At 44.7% G+C, this 20,142-nt stretch carries 17 protein-coding genes; 8 read left to right on the top strand and 9 right to left on the bottom strand.

Annotation, left to right across the window (positions count from 1 at the left end):
* Nucleotides 1–161: 161 nt before the first annotated feature.
* A complete protein-coding gene (locus tag Q1A70_RS10815; protein WP_299690652.1) occupies nucleotides 162–908 on the bottom strand; it encodes an ElyC/SanA/YdcF family protein in 747 nt (248 codons plus the stop codon).
* 149 nt (nucleotides 909–1,057) lie between these two features.
* Nucleotides 1,058–2,746 carry an NAD-dependent malic enzyme gene (locus Q1A70_RS10810; protein ID WP_299690649.1) on the bottom strand — a complete coding sequence of 563 codons (1,689 nt, stop codon included), beginning with the start codon at nucleotides 2,744–2,746 and terminating at the stop codon, nucleotides 1,058–1,060.
* Nucleotides 2,747–2,930: 184 nt separating this feature from the next.
* Between Q1A70_RS10810 and Q1A70_RS10805 the strand changes: the two genes are divergently transcribed.
* Both Q1A70_RS10805 and Q1A70_RS10800 read left to right on the top strand, forming a co-directional pair.
* Nucleotides 2,931–5,330, top strand: coding sequence for a helicase-related protein (locus Q1A70_RS10805; protein ID WP_299690646.1), 2,400 nt, complete (start codon nucleotides 2,931–2,933; stop codon nucleotides 5,328–5,330).
* A gap of 203 nt (nucleotides 5,331–5,533) precedes the next feature.
* On the top strand, nucleotides 5,534–5,911 hold the full coding sequence (locus Q1A70_RS10800) for a transporter (protein WP_299690643.1): 378 nt from the start codon (nucleotides 5,534–5,536) through the stop codon (nucleotides 5,909–5,911).
* A gap of 138 nt (nucleotides 5,912–6,049) precedes the next feature.
* Here the strand turns inward: Q1A70_RS10800 and Q1A70_RS10795 are convergent, their stop codons facing one another.
* The 6 genes from Q1A70_RS10795 to Q1A70_RS10770 all read right to left on the bottom strand — a co-directional run bounded on the left by Q1A70_RS10795 (nucleotide 6,050) and on the right by Q1A70_RS10770 (nucleotide 11,470).
* The gene (locus Q1A70_RS10795) at nucleotides 6,050–7,153 is read right to left on the bottom strand and encodes a phosphoribosylaminoimidazolesuccinocarboxamide synthase (protein WP_299690640.1); all 1,104 of its coding nucleotides are present in this window, start codon (nucleotides 7,151–7,153) and stop codon (nucleotides 6,050–6,052) included.
* A gap of 201 nt (nucleotides 7,154–7,354) precedes the next feature.
* Nucleotides 7,355–7,762 (bottom strand): SulA-like leucine-rich domain-containing protein, encoded by a 408-nt coding sequence (locus Q1A70_RS10790; protein WP_299690637.1) that lies wholly within the window; start codon nucleotides 7,760–7,762, stop codon nucleotides 7,355–7,357.
* A 360-nt stretch (nucleotides 7,763–8,122) separates the two neighbouring features.
* On the bottom strand, nucleotides 8,123–8,311 hold the full coding sequence (locus Q1A70_RS10785) for a hypothetical protein (RefSeq protein ID WP_299690635.1): 189 nt from the start codon (nucleotides 8,309–8,311) through the stop codon (nucleotides 8,123–8,125).
* A 165-nt stretch (nucleotides 8,312–8,476) separates the two neighbouring features.
* Complete coding sequence (locus tag Q1A70_RS10780) at nucleotides 8,477–9,556, bottom strand: J domain-containing protein (protein WP_299690683.1); 1,080 nt, start codon at nucleotides 9,554–9,556, stop codon at nucleotides 8,477–8,479.
* A 234-nt stretch (nucleotides 9,557–9,790) separates the two neighbouring features.
* Nucleotides 9,791–10,480, bottom strand: coding sequence for a DUF2786 domain-containing protein (locus Q1A70_RS10775; protein WP_299690632.1), 690 nt, complete (start codon nucleotides 10,478–10,480; stop codon nucleotides 9,791–9,793).
* Nucleotides 10,481–10,786: 306 nt separating this feature from the next.
* Nucleotides 10,787–11,470 (bottom strand): DUF3334 family protein, encoded by a 684-nt coding sequence (locus Q1A70_RS10770; protein ID WP_299690629.1) that lies wholly within the window; start codon nucleotides 11,468–11,470, stop codon nucleotides 10,787–10,789.
* Nucleotides 11,471–11,691: 221 nt separating this feature from the next.
* On the opposite strand from Q1A70_RS10770, the gene Q1A70_RS10765 reads away from it, so the two are divergent.
* The gene (locus Q1A70_RS10765; protein WP_299690626.1) at nucleotides 11,692–14,727 is read left to right on the top strand and encodes an FAD-binding and (Fe-S)-binding domain-containing protein; all 3,036 of its coding nucleotides are present in this window, start codon (nucleotides 11,692–11,694) and stop codon (nucleotides 14,725–14,727) included.
* 66 nt (nucleotides 14,728–14,793) lie between these two features.
* On the top strand, nucleotides 14,794–15,255 hold the full coding sequence (locus Q1A70_RS10760; protein ID WP_299690623.1) for an isoprenylcysteine carboxylmethyltransferase family protein: 462 nt from the start codon (nucleotides 14,794–14,796) through the stop codon (nucleotides 15,253–15,255).
* A gap of 170 nt (nucleotides 15,256–15,425) precedes the next feature.
* Here the strand turns inward: Q1A70_RS10760 and Q1A70_RS10755 are convergent, their stop codons facing one another.
* Complete coding sequence (locus Q1A70_RS10755) at nucleotides 15,426–16,151, bottom strand: DUF3581 domain-containing protein (RefSeq protein ID WP_299690620.1); 726 nt, start codon at nucleotides 16,149–16,151, stop codon at nucleotides 15,426–15,428.
* A gap of 553 nt (nucleotides 16,152–16,704) precedes the next feature.
* Here Q1A70_RS10755 and thrS point away from each other — a divergent pair.
* From thrS to rplT, 4 genes are all read left to right on the top strand, one after another.
* Nucleotides 16,705–18,633, top strand: a complete 1,929-nt coding sequence (gene thrS, locus Q1A70_RS10750; RefSeq protein ID WP_299690617.1) for a threonine--tRNA ligase — start codon at nucleotides 16,705–16,707, stop codon at nucleotides 18,631–18,633.
* A gap of 2 nt (nucleotides 18,634–18,635) precedes the next feature.
* On the top strand, nucleotides 18,636–19,187 hold the full coding sequence (infC, locus tag Q1A70_RS10745) for a translation initiation factor IF-3 (protein ID WP_132763308.1): 552 nt from the start codon (nucleotides 18,636–18,638) through the stop codon (nucleotides 19,185–19,187).
* 104 nt (nucleotides 19,188–19,291) lie between these two features.
* Entirely contained in the window at nucleotides 19,292–19,486 is a 195-nt protein-coding gene (gene rpmI / locus Q1A70_RS10740; RefSeq protein ID WP_004738430.1) for a 50S ribosomal protein L35, read from the top strand.
* Between the two features lie 42 nt (nucleotides 19,487–19,528).
* Nucleotides 19,529–19,882 (top strand): 50S ribosomal protein L20, encoded by a 354-nt coding sequence (gene rplT / locus Q1A70_RS10735; RefSeq protein WP_004733517.1) that lies wholly within the window; start codon nucleotides 19,529–19,531, stop codon nucleotides 19,880–19,882.
* The last annotated feature ends 260 nt before the right edge of the window (nucleotides 19,883–20,142 follow it).

Raw genomic sequence — 20,142 nt, 5'->3', positions numbered from 1 at the left:
GTTAACGATGATTATGCGATGAGTATAACAAATAGAGCCTGTTTTTATACGCTTGTTTCTAGATTCATAATCTTGCTTAGTCACTCAAGAACAACCTAAACGGGCACAGATATCGATGGCGGCGAGCACTAAGCCGTTATACATTCTGCGCATGCCACACTTTAAAGATCGGTTTTTGAAGGGGGTGAAATAGGGCTAGGGCTAAGTGATGAATCGGGTTTTGGCTGAATCGGCTCTTTAGGGCCAAGGAACTTAGGTGCGGTACCTATGATATACAGGTCTAGAAACGCCTTAGTTCGGGCAAATACTTCACGTAAGCGTATGTTCAATCCTGAGTGATGAGTAGGGCCTGACACCGCCAAACATTGCGCATGAATATCGTAAGAGCTGGCGATAAGCAGCGCTCTTTCACAGTGGAACTCCTGAGTGATAATTAAGAAGTTATCAGTGTCGAATATCTTTTTTGCACGAACGATCGAGTCTAAGGTTCTAAACCCAGCATAATCGAGATTGATGCGCTCGTCGGGTATCCCTGCTCTGAGTAAATCGCGCTTCATCGTCCATGGCTCATTATACGATCGATGAGCGTTATCGCCACTTAGGAGGAACTGGTTGACCTTCTCACGATCGAACAGCTCAATTGCGGCTTCAATTCGGTACTTATAGTAGTCGTTGAGGGTTCTACCTAGATACTTACTGGTGCCAAGTACCACGGCGACCTCGCGCTCGGGTACTTGTTCGATATCGTAGATGATGCGATCTTTCGCTTGCCATGAAACCCAATAATCGATCGCAATAACCGCAGCACTGCCTACCAACAAGACAAGAAAAGCACCAAACAGAAAACCTTTCAGTTTTTTGTAAGCTTTTAGTAAGTAGCCACGGTAAATGTGAGAATCAAATTTCACTCTCGGCATGTTCCTTTGATCGAGCGTTAATGGTAAGTGCCCGATAATACCAAATAAAACTGAGAAAAATCAGTTTAAAAGACAAGACAGTGCAAAGAAAAGCCCCTGCGATGGGCAGAGGCTTAGATAATAGAGAGGAATGGCCTGAATTAGAATGCGGTGCGCTTGTAGCGGCGGTAAACCGGCTGCCAGAAGTGTTGGTCGATCGCTTGTTGTAGTGCATCCTCAGTAATTTCAAGTGCGACACCCTGTTCAATGGCTTTTTTACCAACTGCCAGAGCAATCTTCTTCGATACCGTGTGGATCTCTTCCAATGGTGGCAGCAGAGCGCCAGAGCCATTGATTGCAAGTGGAGAGCAGGTTGCAAGCGCGCGGCTTGACTCCATCAGCATTTCATCGGTGATACGTGACGCTTTTACAGCCAGTACGCCAAGGCCAATGCCCGGGAAGATGTAGCTGTTATTACACTGAGCAATTGGGTAAGTCGTGCCGTTGTATACGACAGGTTCAAACGGGCTACCCGTCGCCACAAGCGCTTGACCATCAGTCCAACGAATAATGTCGTTTGGTGTCGCTTCAACACGACTTGTAGGGTTCGACAGCGGGAACACGATAGGGCGTTCACAATGTTGGTGCATCTCAGTGATGACTTCTTTGCTGAACAGACCCGGGGCACCGGATACGCCGACCAATACCGTTGGCTTCGCATGACGCACCACGTCTAATAGTGAGAAACCCGTACCGTTGCTTTCCCAGTCTTTAGTATTTGCGTTGGTTTGTACCAGACGTTGCTGGAAATCAAGCAGGTTTTGCATGCCTTCCTGTAGCAGACCCCAACGGTCAACCATGTAAACTTGAGAGCGAGCTTGTGCATCGCTGATACCTTCCGACACCATCTGAGCAATAATCGCTTCAGCAATACCACAACCAGCCGAGCCCGCACCTAAGAAGGTAATACGTTGATCGGACAGTTTACTGTTTGCTGCTTTACATGCTGCAAGTAGAGAGCCAACCGTGACGGCGGCTGTGCCTTGGATATCATCGTTGAAACAACAGATACGATCTTTGTAACGCTCTAGCAGTGGCATTGCGTTCTTCTGTGCGAAATCTTCAAATTGAACCAGTGCATCAGGCCAACGGCGTTGAACCGCTTGGATGAACTCTTCAACGAATGCATTGTATTCATCCCCTGTGATACGAGGGTTACGCCAGCCCATGTACATTGGGTCTGCAAGGCGTTGAGGGTTGTTAGTACCTACATCGAGCACGATTGGTAGCATGTAAGCTGGGCTTATGCCACCACACGCCGTGTAAAGTGCAAGCTTACCGATAGGAATACCCATACCACCAATCCCTTGGTCTCCCAAACCAAGAATACGCTCACCATCGGTCACCACGATCACTTTTACATTGTGGTTGGTTGCGTTGTTCAGTAGGTCATCGATACGATCGCGGTTCGGGTACGAGATAAATAGGCCACGGCCACGACGATAAATATTTGAGAAGTTCTCACATGCAGCACCGACAGTTGGCGTGTAAATGATAGGCATCATCTCAGAGATGTGGTTTTGAACTAAACGATAAAAAAGTGTTTCATTGGTATCTTGGATATTACGAAGATAGATGTGTTTATCCATATCGCTTTCGAAGTTGCAATATTGCTGATATGCGCGTCCGACTTGCTCTTGGATGGTCTCGGTTGTTTCCGGCAACAAACCTTCAAGGTTGAAAGAACTGCGTTCTTCAGCAGAGAATGCGCTGCCTTTGTTGAGAAGAGGAGTACTTAGAAGAGCTGGACCAGAGTAAGGGATATAGAGAGGGCGTTTATCGTTGTTCATTGGATGCCTAATTATGGGAGAAAGAGAAACGGAAAAATGATAGCGGTTTAGTTGTTCTATTGTAAACCGTTTCTCCGCGATCTTCGCCAACAAAATGATATTCTCACTGGCGTCCCACATTTATCGAATTCTAATGTCATAATTCGTTATACTTTGCTCACATTTTTCGTTATTTATCATCCTTATGCCACTACTTCCCATTGACGCCTATGCCAACGTTTTTCATGAACAGCTGCCGAAAACTCATCTTGTTGTAGAAGCCGAAACAGGCTCGGGTAAATCAACGCGTTTACCGATTTGGGCATCTCAACACGGGCGAGTGCTGGTGATTGAACCCAGAAGGATCGCGTGTACGTCACTCGCCAAATTTCTCGCTCAGCAATCGGGGCGCAAGCTGGGTGATAAGGTTGGGTATGCTATTAAGCTTGAGTTGGAATACAACGAGCAAACTGAGGTTGTCTTTGTGACGCCCGGTATTGCGCTGCGTTGGTTATCAGAAGATGGGCTCGCAGGCTTTGATGTGATTGTGGTGGACGAGTTTCACGAGAGGCGCTGGGACATTGACCTCCTGGTGGCGATCCTTAAACAAAAGCAAAGTCACCGCTTGGTGATCACGTCGGCAACCATTGAAGGGGAGCGCCTTGCCTGTTATTTGAATGCGAGCCGAATACGATGTGAAGGTCGTAGCTATCAGGTTGCTATCGAATACAGGGCGACTGAGACACGAGCACTGCCGGATATTCGCCATTTAGAGCAACGCATTACCGAAGAAGTGAGTCGTCAGTTATTCGGCTCTCATGGTGACATCTTAGTGTTCCTTCCGGGCAAAAAAGAGATTGTGCAATGTGAACAGGCTTTGGCAAAAAATCCAGATATCCAAGTGGTGAAATTGCATGCGTCGGTCAGTGATAAAGAGCGATATTTAGCGTTATCTGGTCGTAATATCGATAGCACAAACCACACCAATATCGACAGCAGCGACAGTTTGCGAAAGGTTATCCTTTCTACCAACGTTGCTGAAACCTCACTCACCATACCTGACATCGGTGTGGTGATAGACTCAGGATTAGAAAGACGCACGGTTCAGCGAAACGGCAGAACCACGTTAATGCTTAAATCCATATCACGAGCCAGCGCTAAGCAACGAGCAGGTCGTGCGGGTAGGGTGATGGACGGTGTTTGTATCCGTTTGTATGGTGAACATGCTGCATTAGAGTTAGTTACCCCTCCAGAGCTGCAACGCGAAGAACTCACCGAACCAATGCTTGGCGCAGCATGTTGTGGTACATCGCTTGAGAGCTTATCTTTTCTTGATCCTATTCCTGAAAAATCGCTAAACCGTGCTACTCAAACCTTGTTGATGATGGAAGCGATCAACGCGGAACATCAAATTACTGAACATGGGAAAAAACTCTACCCGCTGCCGATTGATGCTTTGTATGCAGATATCGTCACTCGAATCAAAAGCAAAGCACTTAAAGAAGCTATGGTGGATCTTACGGCTGCGCTGTCCGTTCCTGCCCGTTTGTATCAGTTGCCAAACAATGCAGAACACCTGGAAGCGATCGCGCAACAAGAGAAAGAGGGGTGTGATGTATCCCTGTTAATTCAGATTGTTCGTGGCCGCGAGTATCCGCATTTAGAAATAGATCAGCAGGCCCTGAATGAAGCACAAGGGCTAGCAAAGCAAATGCGCGAGGTGTTTGAGCTGCCTCAGTTAGAAGCTGCGTCACGTTTTAAGCGTACTGAACTGCTCAAGACTATTGTCAACCTGCATCCTGAACTGGTGTTTGTACGCCGACTGAAAAGAACAGAAGCCTTTGCCAATGGAGCATTGGAAGTCGTACTTGGACGTCAGAATCGTTTTCCAGACAATGTACAAGCGATGTTGGTGCTTGATACTCACAGTTTACCGGGAAGAGGCGTTAAACAGACCTTGACCATAGCCACTACGACCGCGCCAATTCCTCTTGAGCTTATTATTGAAGCTGAGCTAGGAGAGTGGCAGCAAGGTGAAACGGTTGTGAATGATGATGGCGTCTTTACGGAGATGGCGCTGGCGTACGCAGGCCGGATAATGACGACTAAGCTCGTCCCAGCTCAAGGCCAGTTGTCCTTGAAGCCGATTGTTGATTTGGTGTCAGCGGGTGTTCAACTACCGGGCTTTGCAGCGGCTCGCACTCAAGAGATCAAACATTGGCAGCTTTATGTGAAACTTGGACTCGATGAATACATCCCATTTACACCAAAGGTCGAGCAATTAAACTTTGAGCTATGGTTTATTGAGCAACTTGAAGTGTTAGGGGTAACGGATGTCGGCGAATTGGACATGTTTGAGCATTCAGATATTCCCTTTGATGGAATTCCGAGCTGGCTTTACCCTGAGTTTTCGGAAAAATTTCCTTTTGTACTGAACCTTGCTGACTTGCAACTTGAGGTTGAGTACTTACCCGGACGAAAGTTGATTTACGTTCACTATCAATCAGGCAGTCGCAAGTTATCGCCAAAACGTTGGGAGCTGCCAACGTGGTCAGGTTGGCGCATTCAATACAAGAAGGCGAGTCGGATTGTCGACATAAAATAGCTCGATAATTTTTGCCTCCAAAATATTAATCAAACAGATGCATATGTATTTATTTGGTACATATTTTGTTACAAGCGTGGTTTTTATATGCCTTTTTATCCAATCAAAAGGTGATAAAAGACCATTCCTTTATATCCTATTGCTATAAAGGAAGAGTTGGTAGATATTGAGTATATTGCATTGCCAAAGTGTCGGGGGACATCATGGATAAACAGAAAGAGACGCGTGTAGAGTTTGATTACACAACTTTTCTTGGCGCCTCGTGCAGTAAAAAATGGACTTTTTTGGAGGCACTAACCACCATTGCACCTGTATTCAGCACCGTCTGGAAAGATAGCATCAAAGAGTTAGCAAGCCCTGAAGATCGGCTTTGGCAAATGGCATTGAAATCACTGTCTACGCGTAAAAGCGATGAGTCGAACATTGTGACCTTACTCAAGCTTGCTAAGTTGGAAGGAATCAATGAGCTCAAAGTGGTGATGCCATATTCACTTGAAGAAGAACAAATCGAGTACATTGAATCTCGCAGCCACCTATTGATTGCCGGAACCTCTGGTGAAGAGTTTACGATTAGGCTTTAACCATTTATTTAGCAGTTAGCAGTTAGCACAAAGCATATTCAAAACGGTATACGTAAAAAGGGCCTCATTATTGAGGCCCTTTTTGTCTCTAAAATTTGAGTTTACGAGCTTTCTAGCTTTTATTTTGCCACTAAGCCACTAGTCGATTAGACCATAGTCGGCGCGCAACACATCGATGATCTCTTGCTTAGGGTTTTCACTGAGTACAATCTCTGCACCTGTGATCTTCGCAGCGATATCAAGGTACGTGCGAGAAAGAGACATCAATGCATCTAGCGGAAGCTCATTGTCGCGTGCTAGTGCTTCACGCTCTGGCATACGCTCTTTATTCAATAGAATGTCTGCATCAGGAAAGTGGTTAAGCAAGAACTGACGGAAGCCTTCTTTTGAGTTCTCAACGATGTTGCCCTTGTTGTATTCCTGAGTATCCCAAATACGAGATGAATCTGGAGTACCGACTTCATCCATGTAGATTAGCTTCTCTTTACCTTGAGCATCGTTCACGTAACCAAACTCGAACTTAGTGTCGACAAAGGTTTGGTCCACTTTCGCCAGTGCTTGGCTGATCACGTTGAAGCCTTCTTTTAGCAGCTTCTCGTAATGCGCGATATCACTTGCTTGAGTAAAGTTGAACGCTGCGAAGTTATCTTCAATGTTGTTACGCGTGATGTTCACATCGTCAGCTTCTGGTACACCAGGAATACCTTTCAGAATCCCTTTAGTAGAAGGCGTGATAAGTAGCTCAGGCAGCTTCTTGTCTTTCTCTAGGCCTTCTGGCATTTCGATACCACAGAATTCACGTTCGCCGTTCGCGTACGCACGCCACATAGAACCCGTGATGTATTGACGACAAATCGCTTCAATCATTACTGGGCGAGCTTTTTGTACAATCCACACGAATGGGTGAGGGATATCAAGGATATGACTGTCAGCGAGGCCGTTGTCTTTAAACAATTTGAACCAGTGGTTAGAGATAGCATTCAGAGCCGCTCCCTTACCCGGAACACCTTTTAGATTACCTTCACCGCGCCAGATACAATCAAACGCAGAGATACGGTCACTGATCACCATGATAGCTAAAGGCGCATCGGGTGCTACGTCGTAGCCTTTATCTTTAATTAGTCGTTGGCTATCTTCTTCAGTTAACCAGTAGACTGAGCGAACCTTGCCACTGTGGACAGGTTTGTCAGTACGGATTGGTAGGTCATCATTTACGGCAAGAACTTGATCAGCAAGGCTCATTTAGACATTCCTATCTTTTATCAAACGTCATACAGAGAAGTGCGGTGTGCACATGATTAGACGGGCATTATACCCAATCTAATGTGAGCTTCCAGAGAAAAAGCAAACGTTTGCTAAATCGATCGATCAAATAAACATACCTGCCTAACGATTCCCTGAAAAATGGTCGTATTGTCGGCAGGGGCTTGGGGCTGTGCGGGTTTAGTGAATGCGTTCTGAATTGGCATTGATAAAGAAGACTTCGCACTGAAAACGTTTTGCTAATGTTGTTAGGTACTTTTGGCTAAATGGATCTATCGATGTGCTTGCGACAATCGCACTCGCATTCTTAGAGCGTATTGCTTTCTCAACCGTTTCTACTTCCGTCATTTGACAAGAGGCTTTCATGTGAATAACACGGTCACAGCAGACATTATGTTGCTTGAGTTTCTTCGCTGATGGTCTCGGTGTTTGAGCGGTAAACAACAGCCATTGATGTTGGCTGGACAGCAACGCCATTCTTGCGAACAACGCTTGCTCGTTTGAATGTTTGCCTTTACGAGAAACGGATGTAAATGCGCAGTGAACTAGCGGGCTAGAGTGTTGTGCTTTAACGTGTGCTTGAATCATTTTGCTGTCCTTATATACATGCTGTATGTGCATACAGTAGTTTTTGTTGTTTATAAGATCAAGCGTTTTTTGGCGTTATTTTTGGCCGACATTGTCCATTTAAATGATTGTTTTTATTTTAAGCTGTTGAAATTAAATAATAAAAATATATTCATTTTATTCTCTGTTTTGTCGCTCATATTGAAGGAATGTGATCTCTATACAGGTGTATACAGTGGTTTTTCGTAAACTACTGTATAGAACATAGAACATAGAACATAGAACATAGAACATAGAACATAGAACATAGAACATAGAAGATAGAAGTAACAGGTACAAAAAAAGCGCCCAAGGCGCTTTCTTATATTTCATCGGTGCTACTTATCTCAGCGTTGCTTGGGAGAGTTTTGCTCTCATTTCCATTTCACCAATATTGAATTGGCGAACATCCATGGTTGCAATATCGTTGCACTCTTTACATGAATGATGACACTTACCATCAAGGTAGTCGTGCTTTTTTACTAGGCTTGGCTTTTTGCACCAATCACAAACGCCTTCTACTGTGAACATATTCTCTCCTCACCTGTGTATGCCAGGTGTATTTTCGGTTCGAAGTATGACACAAGTACTACCCATTAGTTAATAGTTTGTGACCTGCTTTTGAGAGGGGGATCGATTGTAGAACCCATTAAATCAATATCTTTACGGATTGGAAAAGTGAAAGCGCTTCATTGTTTACGTTTTTGCAACACGGTTTAGGATGGTTTTTAGCGCACTATTCAAACGTTTCATCTCTTCATCACACCCATGGCCGTCAGGGTGGTAGATTTTAGAGAGGTGCTTGTATCTCATCTTAATACTTCTCTTATCGGGAATTGCGCTAGGCGTGTAACCAAACAGCGCGCAGGCGATGTGTAGATGTTGCATTTCGTTGTTGCTTTGCTGCTTTTTTAATTCGAGATACAAGGTTTGCAATTGACGCTTTTGCTGCTTAATGGTGACATCTTTCGAGCTAAGCTGTGCTGCAAGTGATTGCTGTTGTTCCAATTCTCCGGATTTTAGAATTTGTTTTTTCCGCAATATGATCAGAATTAATGTAATAACGACGATAACAATCAACCCGATCACCAAGGTCCCAATCCAATAGGGGTAAATAGTAACATTTAGAGGAGGTTCGAGAGTGCTAGGAGTAAGGTTAGTTTCATTTGACCGGTAAGAGTCGTCACTGAGCCCGGAGTCGATTTGGCTATTGTGGTGCTTAATTGAAGATATCTGCTTTGCGCGTTGCTGGTTGAATTGTGTTTCAAGAATGCGGTTGTAACCCTGTTCTGCATCAGGGTTATCTTGTAACGCTGCCTCATACCACACCTGCGCGGCGTCTAATGCGTTAAGTGGGTTGTTTTGTTCGTTGTCAGCCACAGATTGATAGATCTTAGCGACCTCAATCGGTGCTCGTTTATTGCCTTGCAATGCCGCTTTGATGAACCATTCCAGAGCGAGCTTGTTATTTTGTTGTACGCCTGTGCCCGTTAAGTACCATTCACCAAGTCTAAATTGTGCATCTGAATTACCATTATCGGCAGATTGGGAGTACCAATAGAAGGCGTCATTGACGTTTTTAGTCGTATCCGTGCCTAGCTCATACGATTGGGCTAATTGATACGGTGAGGCGAGATCTTGCTTTTGAATATCAAGTGTAAGAGGAGCATCGCTTTTTGCATTAGCAATGTGTGTTATCGAAAGTATTAGGGTTAGAAACAGGGCGCGACCAAGCGATGATCGTAGTTTTTTCGATGCGTCAGACAATAGATAAATCTCGTAAAAAAGCTCAGTGCCGATATCAGTATTGATACGCTATATCGCTGATAGTGAAACCATTTAGCGTGAATACCAATCACTGTGACTACGTTACTACGATTGGTATCAACAAGCTATACTACGGACAATCAACTATATAGTGGCTAACTCAATAGATAAAGACAGGCTGAGCTTTAATCGTGCTGCTTAGTGGCTAGATTTGAGCAATACGCTCAACAGTGTAAAGCCGCACTACGATTTTGTGATCTTTTTTGCGGCTTGGGCTCCAGCAACAGGGCGATTCACCGATAACTTACGACCTTTTTTCAAACCAACCTCATAGTCGGCAGTAAGGTTTTTCATCGCTTCTTTAAGTTGCTGCTTGAACGTTTCGCGGTCGATATTCTTGAACTCTTTATCAATGTAGTTATTGATCTTGTTGTTGGACTCATCGTCTGGCGCAATAGTCGGTAGCTTTTCAAGTGCACCTTCAACCCAGCCTGAGACAAACGAGTTGACGCGGCGTGTGACTTCGAGTGAACCCGTCCCTGACCCCGCAAAACTGTTTCTGAATTGACCGGTGTGTTCATTCAGTTCGCGATAAATAATATCGAAGGCAAAAGCGGCGAAGATAGCGCGATCGGCTTCACCAATGAACTCAACACGCTTGAGGCCTTTATGGTTGAGTAGCACCGCTTCTACGCCAAATTTGCTGTTGATACCACGAATAACACGCAGCAGAGTAGAGCTGATATTTGCAGGTAACAGGTGAGAGGATTGCGTTTTGCCCATCTTGATAAATTCAATATCGTCTTTTTCAAGACCATATTTCAGCATCAAGTTATGCGCCATTTTTATTGCATTGGCAGCTTCATTGACGTTCGCAGAATTTCCAAGCTCAAGACACTTGGCAATTTTTTTTAGGGCTTTTTTCTTATCCATCGACTACTTAATCATTACCGCAAATTTTTAAAAGTCCGACATTTTACATGTTTTCACAGGCAACAGAAAGCCTAAACTCGCTCGATGTACTTTTCTTGATGATCTAGTGAACTGAATTACAGTAGAAACGGCCGTCAGTTTGCTGGAGCAGACAAAATTGCTGACGCAGACAGAAACGCCATCAAGATGATTGATGGCGTGAGTTATACGAGTTTAGGATTTAAATCGTGTTCTATGGATCTAGATATTCAGCTCGCTAAACATCTTATATGTCTAGCGAATTTAGGTGCTTACTAAGCTAGGCGATTAGATCCCAAGCTCATCAAGCAAATCGGCTGCGGAATCATTGTCTGAATTTTGCGAAGGCTTATTGTTGTCTTGCATCTTTCTCTGAGTCTCTTCGAGAATGCTGTCTGGACTATCATCCTCAGCAATTTCAAACTCTTCCAGTTGGATGAACTCTGTCTTATCCATCGCAAGCTCAAGGTAGAAAATGTTGTTACTTTCAGTAGAAAAGGTCACACGGCGAGCTTGTGGGCGGTCTAGATTGGTATCGACAGACAGGTTGACTTGCTTGTTGAGCGCAAGCATCTTCGGTTGGTTTTGAGTGATGTTGGTTTGCAGCTCTTTGCGGATCTTACTGGTGAAATCACCCACCAATTGGTTCATTAACTCACCCAATACATCGCCGACTTCGTCCGAAGTGTGCAGTATCGCCAGTTCATCTTCCGGCATCCCCATGTTACGCATGTAGTTCGCATAGATCTCTAATACTGCTTTCGACGTAAAATTGATCACAACCAGTCCAGAAAACCCACCATCAAACAGGACAAAACACCCAAAATCAGGTTTTAGGCTGGTCTTGTTGATTTTCTGGACCATTGCAGAGTAGGACACCTTAGAATCCGTCGCTGAAGTCAGTACGCTTGAGACGGATTGGCATAGCTTAAGAAGGATATCTTCAGTTGTGACTGTTTTGTTTTTTTTCATTATTATGTGTCCATAGAGGTGTCTAAAACCAAATGTGAATCAATATATTACTACTGAATTAACACGAAAGTGACGATTTTCCCATTTTTGCACTGAGATTCTGATTTGATCACCTTTTTATATGATCTTAATAGTAGTAAAGTGACGAAATTCAAAGAAATTATTAAAAACCTCAGATAACCCAATGCTGATTGGATCAGCGCAGTAGGGGCAGGAAGCTAATGTTACCAAGACTTCAACTCAATACTGATGTCGACCCAGTTGTTGTACGCTTTTTAGATGAGCTTAAAAAAGCGGGCTTTACTGGCGACATTGAATCTCAATATTCTAGCCGTTTGGCTGTGGCAACTGATAACAGCGTTTATCAGCAATTACCGCAGGCTGTCATTTTGCCTAAATCAACACACGATGTTGTTTTGATTGGCAAAGTAAGCACTAAATCCGATTATGAACGGGTAACCTTTTCTCCTCGTGGCGGCGGCACTGGAACCAACGGACAATCCTTGACTAAGGGGGTTGTGGTTGACCTGTCACGCTATATGAATCAGGTGCTTGAGATCAATGAAAAAGAAGGCTGGGTAAGAGTTCAGTCTGGCATCATTAAAGATCAGTTGAATGATGCGGTGCGTCCTTATGGTTACTTCTTTTCTCCGGATCTTTCCACCAGTAATAGAGCAACCTTAGGTGGGATGATCAACACCGACGCATCGGGCCAAGGTTCGTTGAAGTACGGCAAAACATCGGACCATGTCCTATCACTGCAAGCGGTTTTTGCCGACGGTTCATGTCTAGAGTCCGATCTATCCCATGGTTTGCCAGCCGAAGGGGAGTTTGCTCATCATGCACTCACTGTGACGGAAGCGGTTTGTCGAGAAAAGCGCGTCCAAATCGTTAATCGGTTCCCGCCACTCAACCGCTTCCTAACGGGGTACGATCTCAAGAACGCAATCAACGAACAAGATGACAGTTTTGACCTAACTCGCGTTTTATGTGGTGCTGAAGGTTCACTCGCGTTTATCACCGAAGCAAAGCTGAATTTAACGCCGATCCCTAAAGCACGTACGCTGGTCAACGTTAAATACAACACGTTTGATTCTGCGTTGCGCAATGCGCCGTTTATGGTCGAAGCGAAAGCGTTATCGGTTGAGACGGTTGATTCACGAGTGCTGAACCTTGCGAAGCAAGATATTGTTTGGCATACCGTGAGCGATTTGTTTACGGATGTACCAAACAAAGAGATGCTAGGCATCAACATGGTGGAATTTGCAGGGCAAGATGAAGCTGAGGTTGAACAACAAGTCCAAGCAATGACAGCCAAGCTTAAAACCATGGTCGAAACCGAAGAAGGCGGCGTGATTGGCTTCCAAGTGTGCCGTGATTTAGCAAGCATTGGTCGAATCTACAACATGCGCAAGAAAGCGGTGGGCCTTTTAGGGGCAGCGAAAGGCCGAGCGAAACCGGTCGCCTTTGCTGAAGATACCTGTGTCCCACCGGAAAACTTGGCGGACTTCATTGCTGAATTTAGAGTCCTACTCGACTCAAAAGAGCTTAACTATGGCATGTTTGGTCACGTCGATGCCGGTGTATTGCACGTGCGTCCTGCGTTAGATTTGTGCGATCCACACCAAGAAGCATTGATGCATGAAATCTCTGATGAAGTGGTTAAGCTGGTGGCGAAATACGGCGGCTTGATGTGGGGGGAGCACGGGAAAGGTTTCCGCTCGGAGTATGGGCCAGACTTCTTTGGCGAAGAGCTGTTTACCGAGCTAAGACGGGTTAAAGCGGCATTTGATCCACATAATAAGATGAACCCAGGCAAGATCTGTACGCCGTTAGAGAGCGATGCTGAACTGGTTAAAGTCACCGATACTAAGCGTGGTTTTTACGATCGTCAGATCGACGTGCAGGTTCGTGATAGCTTTAAGCAAGCGATGGAATGTAATGGTAACGGCTTGTGCTTCAATTACGATACGAGCTCACCTATGTGTCCTTCCATGAAGGTCACGGCTGATCGTCGTCATTCACCTAAAGGCCGCGCAGGCTTGGTAAGAGAGTGGTTGCGTCAACTGACTGAGCAAGGTATCGATATTCTCGACCTTGAACAAGAAGTGATGAAGGGTAATACGCCAGTAAAAACCATGATTGATCGCGTTCGTAATACGATCAACAAACGCCATGAGTATGACTTCTCGCATGAAGTTCTCGAAGCGATGAATGGCTGTCTGGCGTGTAAAGCGTGTGCAACTCAATGTCCGATCAAAGTCGATGTGCCGAGTTTCCGCTCTCGCTTCTTGAATATCTATTATTCGCGCTACCAACGTCCGGCAAAAGATTATTTGGTGTCGAACATTGAAGCGATGTTGCCGCTGATGGCGAAGTCACCAAAAGTCGTGAACGCGGCACTGGGTCAAAAGTGGGTACAAGCTGCAACGGCTAAAACGATCGGTTATATCGATGCGCCGTTGATGTCCGTTCCTACGCTAAAACATCGTTTAGCGACCAAAGAATTGCAACTTTTTGACTTACAGTATTTAGCCGGTCTCTCTTCTGCACAGAAGAAACAGCATGTGTTGATTGTTCAAGACCCGTTTACCAGCTTCTATGATGCCGAGGTCGTTGAAGACTTTGTCACTTTGGCTCAAAAGCTTGGCAAAACGCCAGTTTTATTGCCGTTCAAACCGAATGGTAAAGCACAGCACATCAAAGGTTTCTTAGGTCGTTTTGCTCGCGAGGCCAAGTCGACATCGGATTTCTTGTCTATGGTGGCGGATATCGGTATTCCTTTGGTGGGGGTTGATCCTGCACTGGTGCTTTGTTACCGCGATGAATACGTTGAGATCTTAGGTGACAAGCGTGGCGACTTTGACGTGCTTACAGTTCATGAGTGGTTAATGCCCTCATTGAGTGAGTACGAAGCGCGTTCGACAAGTGACGATATGTGGTATTTATTTGCTCACTGTACTGAAAAGACCAAAATGCCGAACGCTGAAAAAGAGTGGGAAGCCATTTTTAAACACTTTGGCGCAGCACTGACGAGCGTTGCGGTAGGATGTTGTGGCATGGCAGGGACCTTTGGCCATGAAGTCGATAAGCTGCAGATGTCGAAAGACATATACGACTTAAGTTGGAAGCCTAGAATGCAGGACTTACCAAAAGATCGCTGTTTAGTCACTGGTTACTCCTGTCGTAGCCAAGTAAAGCGTTTCGAAGGTGCAAAAATGGCTCACCCATTACAGGTGCTCGCAAAAATTCTTTAATACATTTAGCCCGGCAATTGCTGGGCTTTTTTCTAAACTAACAAAGGAATGTTAATAAGGAAAAATATGAAATTTCTAGAATTAAAAGTACCACCAGTTGCGCTGTTCATTATTGGCTTTCTCGCGTCGTACTTCTGTGCTCAGGAGTTGAGCCTAGGGGGGGTGGCGTTGCCTTATAAAACGATTGTATTAGGTATCGGGACTACATTGAGTGGCGCTATTGGGCTATCAGGCTTATGGGAGTTTCGAAAGCGTAAGACCACGGTTAATCCAATTAAAATAGAAACCGCTTCCACAGTGGTCGACAGTGGCGTTTTTGGTTATACACGAAACCCAATGTACCTTGGGTTGTTCATTTTATTGTTTTGCTGCGGCTATTTTTTTCAGAACCTCTTCAGCGTACTAATTAGCTTTCTGTTTGTGATTTATATGAATCAGTTTCAAATAAAACCTGAGGAGCTTGCTCTAGAGCAGTTGTTTGGGGCGGAATATGTGGATTACAAACAAAAGGTTAGGCGTTGGATTTAGCCTAAAGAGCGCTGTTTTTAGCTCGCTCAGTTGAAATTGAAAAGCGCAATTGAGAGCGAAAATCACAGCTGTACTAGGAAAGCACAGTTCAATTGAAAAGCCCAGCTTAAGGCGCTTAAGCTGGGCTTTATTGTTCTTGTTTTAGTAGAGTGGCTTCAATAGAAGACTGATTAAGCAGCCGCTGCGAATTGAGCGAGAAACATATCTTTGCGCTCGTTAAAGCGGTTGACTAGATCATCTACAGCAGCTTGGTCGTACGGCTTAAGGCCACTGGCTACCATGCGTTTAACACCTTTGCCTACTACTTCGCCATCTTCTTTGAAATCGAAGTTCAGAGTCACGATGCCACGCTTGCCTTCCACATCAAAAGTTGCACCTGAGAAATCGACTTCTGGGTGGGACAGATCTAGGCGAGTAAATTCAACTTCCATGCTCTCGTAAATCACAAGAGGACGTTGGCAGTTGATCATCATCTGCTGTTCTTCCATAAGAGGCACCATGATGTGTGGGAAGTTCATGCCAGAAAACTTGACGTAGTTCGTGACGACATGCTCGATGAAGGCTTGGTCGTGACTCTTCTCACCTTCACATGTCATGTGTAGATATTCTTTGCCTTTCTCATCAATCAATGAGCTTTCTTTGTCACACTTATTATCAACGCTTAGCGCGATACCGTTCCCCACCATACCTGAAAAATCGAAACGCATTTTTTGACTGATGCCTTCTTTTTGCAGAAGTACGGCAAACAAAAGATCCCCAGGCACACAGAAGCGCTTGTTGTCTTCATCGTGAATTGGGTTGAAGTCTGCCGCTACTTTTTTAGCAAAGTGGCTCGCTTGTTCACGAGTGAATTGAAATTGATTGTCTTCAGTAGAAAAGTAAGGTGTCAGAAACATAGTATCGCTATTCGTCATCAAATCTGGAAGGCGATTATAGCTAACTAACTTGCGTTTAATGGTCTATCCAGTGAACTTTCTTGATAATGAAGCGATGAAAGCCGTTGGTTGGATGATTTGTCATGGCTTTAATAGGGATCGTCTTTGGTCGCCAGTGAGGCTAGTGGAGTACTGGTGTGGCTCTGGTTAACGGCAAAGAGTGCTTATCATATAGAATTCGTCAGCTTTTCTCGCATTCGCATCAACATATCGTTTAGTGCGACCTTTAAGTTGGAGCTGTTATTTGAAAGGTGGTTGCAAGTTATTGCTTAGGAGTGTTTTTCGTTTGTGAGTTTAAGCTATGGAGTAGTAGGGAGTTTCTTGCTTCCATTGTCATTTCATATTATTTCGTTACAATGCCCAGATACCTGCAATTGGGGGCATCTGTATTTGCTTCTATGTGGGTATCTTTATTATGCATATATCTCCAATCAACGTACTTGTTGATTGAAAAACATATATTAAATATTTTCAAGTGTTGCTTGGTATGCAACACCACTGTAAAGGACAAATAATGCCAATTATTACTCTTCCTGACGGCAGTCAGCGTCAATTTGACAACCCTGTATCAACGCTAGATGTTGCCCTATCTATCGGTCCTGGTCTTGCGAAAGCAACCATTGCTGGTCGTGTAGACGGCGAGCGTGTTGATGCTTGTGATCTGATCGAAAACGATGCAAGCCTAGAAATCATCACTGCTAAAGATGAAGTTGATGGCCTTGAGATCGTTCGTCACTCTTGTGCTCACCTATTAGGTCACGCCGTTAAGCAGCTTTTTCCAGAAGCGAAAATGGCGATCGGTCCTACCATCGATAACGGTTTTTACTACGATATCGACCTTGAGCACTCTCTAACGCAAGAAGATCTAGAAAAGATTGAAAAGCGTATGAAAGAGCTCGCGAAGACCAAGTATCAGGTTGTTAAGAAGAAAGTTAGCTGGCAGGAAGCACGCGATGCATTCGAAGCGCGTGGCGAGACTTACAAAATCGAAATCTTGGATGAGAACGTTTCTAAAGACGACCGTCCGGGCCTGTACCATCATGAAGAATACATTGATATGTGTCGTGGTCCACACGTTCCACATATGGGCTTCTGCCAACACTTCACGCTACTTAACGTAGCGGGTGCTTACTGGCGTGGTAACAGTGACAACAAGATGCTTCAACGTATTTACGGCACTGCATTCCACGACAAGAAAGCGCTTAAGGCTCACCTAGTGCGTCTAGAAGAAGCGGCTAAACGTGACCACCGTAAAATCGGTAAGCATTTAGACCTGTTCCATATGCAGCAAGAAGCACCGGGTATGGTGTTCTGGCATCATAATGGTTGGACTATCTTCCGTGAGCTAGAAGTCTTTATTCGTCAGAAGCTGACAGAGTACGATTACCAAGAAGTAAAAGGCCCATTAATGATGGACCGTGTTCTTTGGGAACGCTCTGGTCACTGGGACAAGTACGCAGAAGCGATGTTCACTACTTCTTCTGAGAACCGTGAATACGCTATCAAGCCAATGAACTGTCCAGGTCACGTTCAAATCTTTAACCAAGGTTTGAAATCTTACCGTGATTTACCACTACGTATGGCAGAGTTCGGCTCATGTCACCGTAACGAGCCGTCTGGCGCACTTCACGGTATCATGCGTGTTCGTGGCTTCACTCAAGATGATGCTCACGTATTCTGTACTGAAGACCAAGTTCAACAAGAAGTAAAAGCTTGTATTGAGATGGTTTACGATACTTACACAACTTTCGGTTTCGAAAACATTGTGGTTAAGCTATCGACTCGTCCAGAACAGCGTGTAGGTTCAGACGAAATGTGGGACCGTGCAGAGGCTGACCTTAAGCAAGCTCTAGAGGCGATGGAGATTGCATATGAGATTCAAGAAGGCGAGGGTGCGTTCTACGGACCTAAGATTGAATTTACTTTGCATGATTGTTTGGACCGAGCGTGGCAATGTGGTACAGTGCAGCTCGATTTTGCATTACCAGAACGTTTAGGTGCAACTTACGTAGGTGAAGATAACGAGCGTCATACGCCAGTTATGATTCACCGCGCGATTTTAGGTTCACTAGAACGCTTTATCGGTATTCTCATTGAAGAATATGCTGGCTTCTTCCCAACGTGGTTGGCGCCAGAACAAGCAGTTGTAATGGGTATTACAGACAAACAGTCTGAATATGTACAAGAAATTACGAAAAAACTGCAAAAAAGTGGATTTAGAGTCAAAGCAGACTTGAGAAATGAGAAGATTGGCTTTAAAATCCGCGAACATACTTTGAAGCGTGTACCGTTTATGCTTGTGTGTGGTGACCAAGAAATGGAAGCCGGCGAAATTGCAGTACGTACACGTAAAGGTAAGGACCTTGGCAAATTTAAAGTGGATGACTTTATTTCATACATCCAAGCCGAGGTTTCAAGCCGTAAGCTCAATCTGGAGGAATAGCTATTAAAGGCGGAAGACGTGGCCAACAACCGGCCAAACAAAACCAGCACCGTTTAAACGGTGACATTCGTGGCGTTCGTGAAGTGCGTCTAACTGGCGCAGACGGCGAAGCTGTTGGTGTAGTTTCAATCGCTGAAGCGATGGAAGCTGCAAATGAAGCTGGTATGGATCTTGTAGAGATCAGCCCTAACGCCGAGCCGCCAGTTTGTCGTGTGATGGACTACGGTAAGTTCCTCTTCGAGAAGAGCAAAGCTGCGAAAGAGCAGAAGAAGAAGCAAAAGCAGGTTCAGATCAAGGAAATTAAATTCCGACCTGGAACTGATATTGGAGACTATCAGGTAAAACTACGCAACCTGACTGGTTTCCTAGAAGACGGCAACAAAGTGAAGGTAACAATTCGCTTCCGTGGCCGCGAAATGGCTCACCAAGATATCGGTGTTGACGTTCTTAATCGTTTGAAAGCGGATACTGAAGAATTTGCAGTAGTCGAATCTTTCCCAACGAGAATTGAAGGTCGCCAGATGATCATGGTGTTGGCCCCTAAAAAGAAGTAATTAACGGCTTTGCAAGTAATTGAACCCTGCAGCCTCAGGTTGCGGGGTTTTATTCGCCCTAATTACTATGTTATTAACAACTCAACAATGCGGAGTTATTCATCATGCCTAAGATGAAAACCAACAAAGGTGCTGCTAAGCGTTTCCAGAAAACTGCTGGTGGTATTAAGTTTAAGCACGCTGGTAAACGTCACATCCTGACTAAGCGTACTACTAAGAACAAGCGTCAGCTACGTCCGAACTCGATCCTTCCTAAATGTGAAGTTGCTCAAGTTCTACGTATGATGCCATACGCTTAATTCTTTTTAGTTTATAAATTCGTTTAGTTTAGGAGAAGCATAATGCCTCGCGTAAAACGTGGTGTACAAGCTCGTGCACGTCATAAGAAAGTTCTAAAACAAGCTAAAGGTTACTACGGAGCACGTTCACGTGTTTACCGCGTAGCTTTCCAAGCAGTTACCAAAGCTGGTCAATACGCTTACCGTGACCGTCGCAACAAGAAACGTCAATTCCGTCAACTTTGGATTGCACGTATCAACGCGGCATCTCGTCAAAATGGTCTATCTTACAGCCGTTTCATCAACGGTCTTAAGAAAGCATCTATCGAGATCGATCGTAAGATTCTTGCTGACATCGCAGTATTCGACAAAGCAGCATTTGCTGTTCTAGTTGAAAAAGCGAAAGCATCTCTATAATTTAGAGTTAGCTTAAAGGTTTAAGAAAAGGAGAACTTCGGTTCTCCTTTTTTATTGCCTGTAATTTGGCTTTGCCATATTCTCTCGCATCTCGCATCTCGCATCTCGCATCTCGCATCTCGCATCTCGCATCAGCTATTTGTCTTCCTATATTTCATTCGCTTCACTCTTCTTTCTGTTATATAATACCAATTTGATTATTTAATTGGTCAGCTTAGTCCAACTTCGGTAGCACATAGATATAACCTTCTCAGTCGACT

Origin of the sequence: uncultured Vibrio sp. (genome assembly GCF_947488985.1) — a bacterium.
Taxonomy (GTDB): domain Bacteria; phylum Pseudomonadota; class Gammaproteobacteria; order Enterobacterales; family Vibrionaceae; genus Vibrio.
Note: the sequence above shows the minus strand (reverse complement) of the source record. Positions and strands in the feature narration are given on the sequence as shown.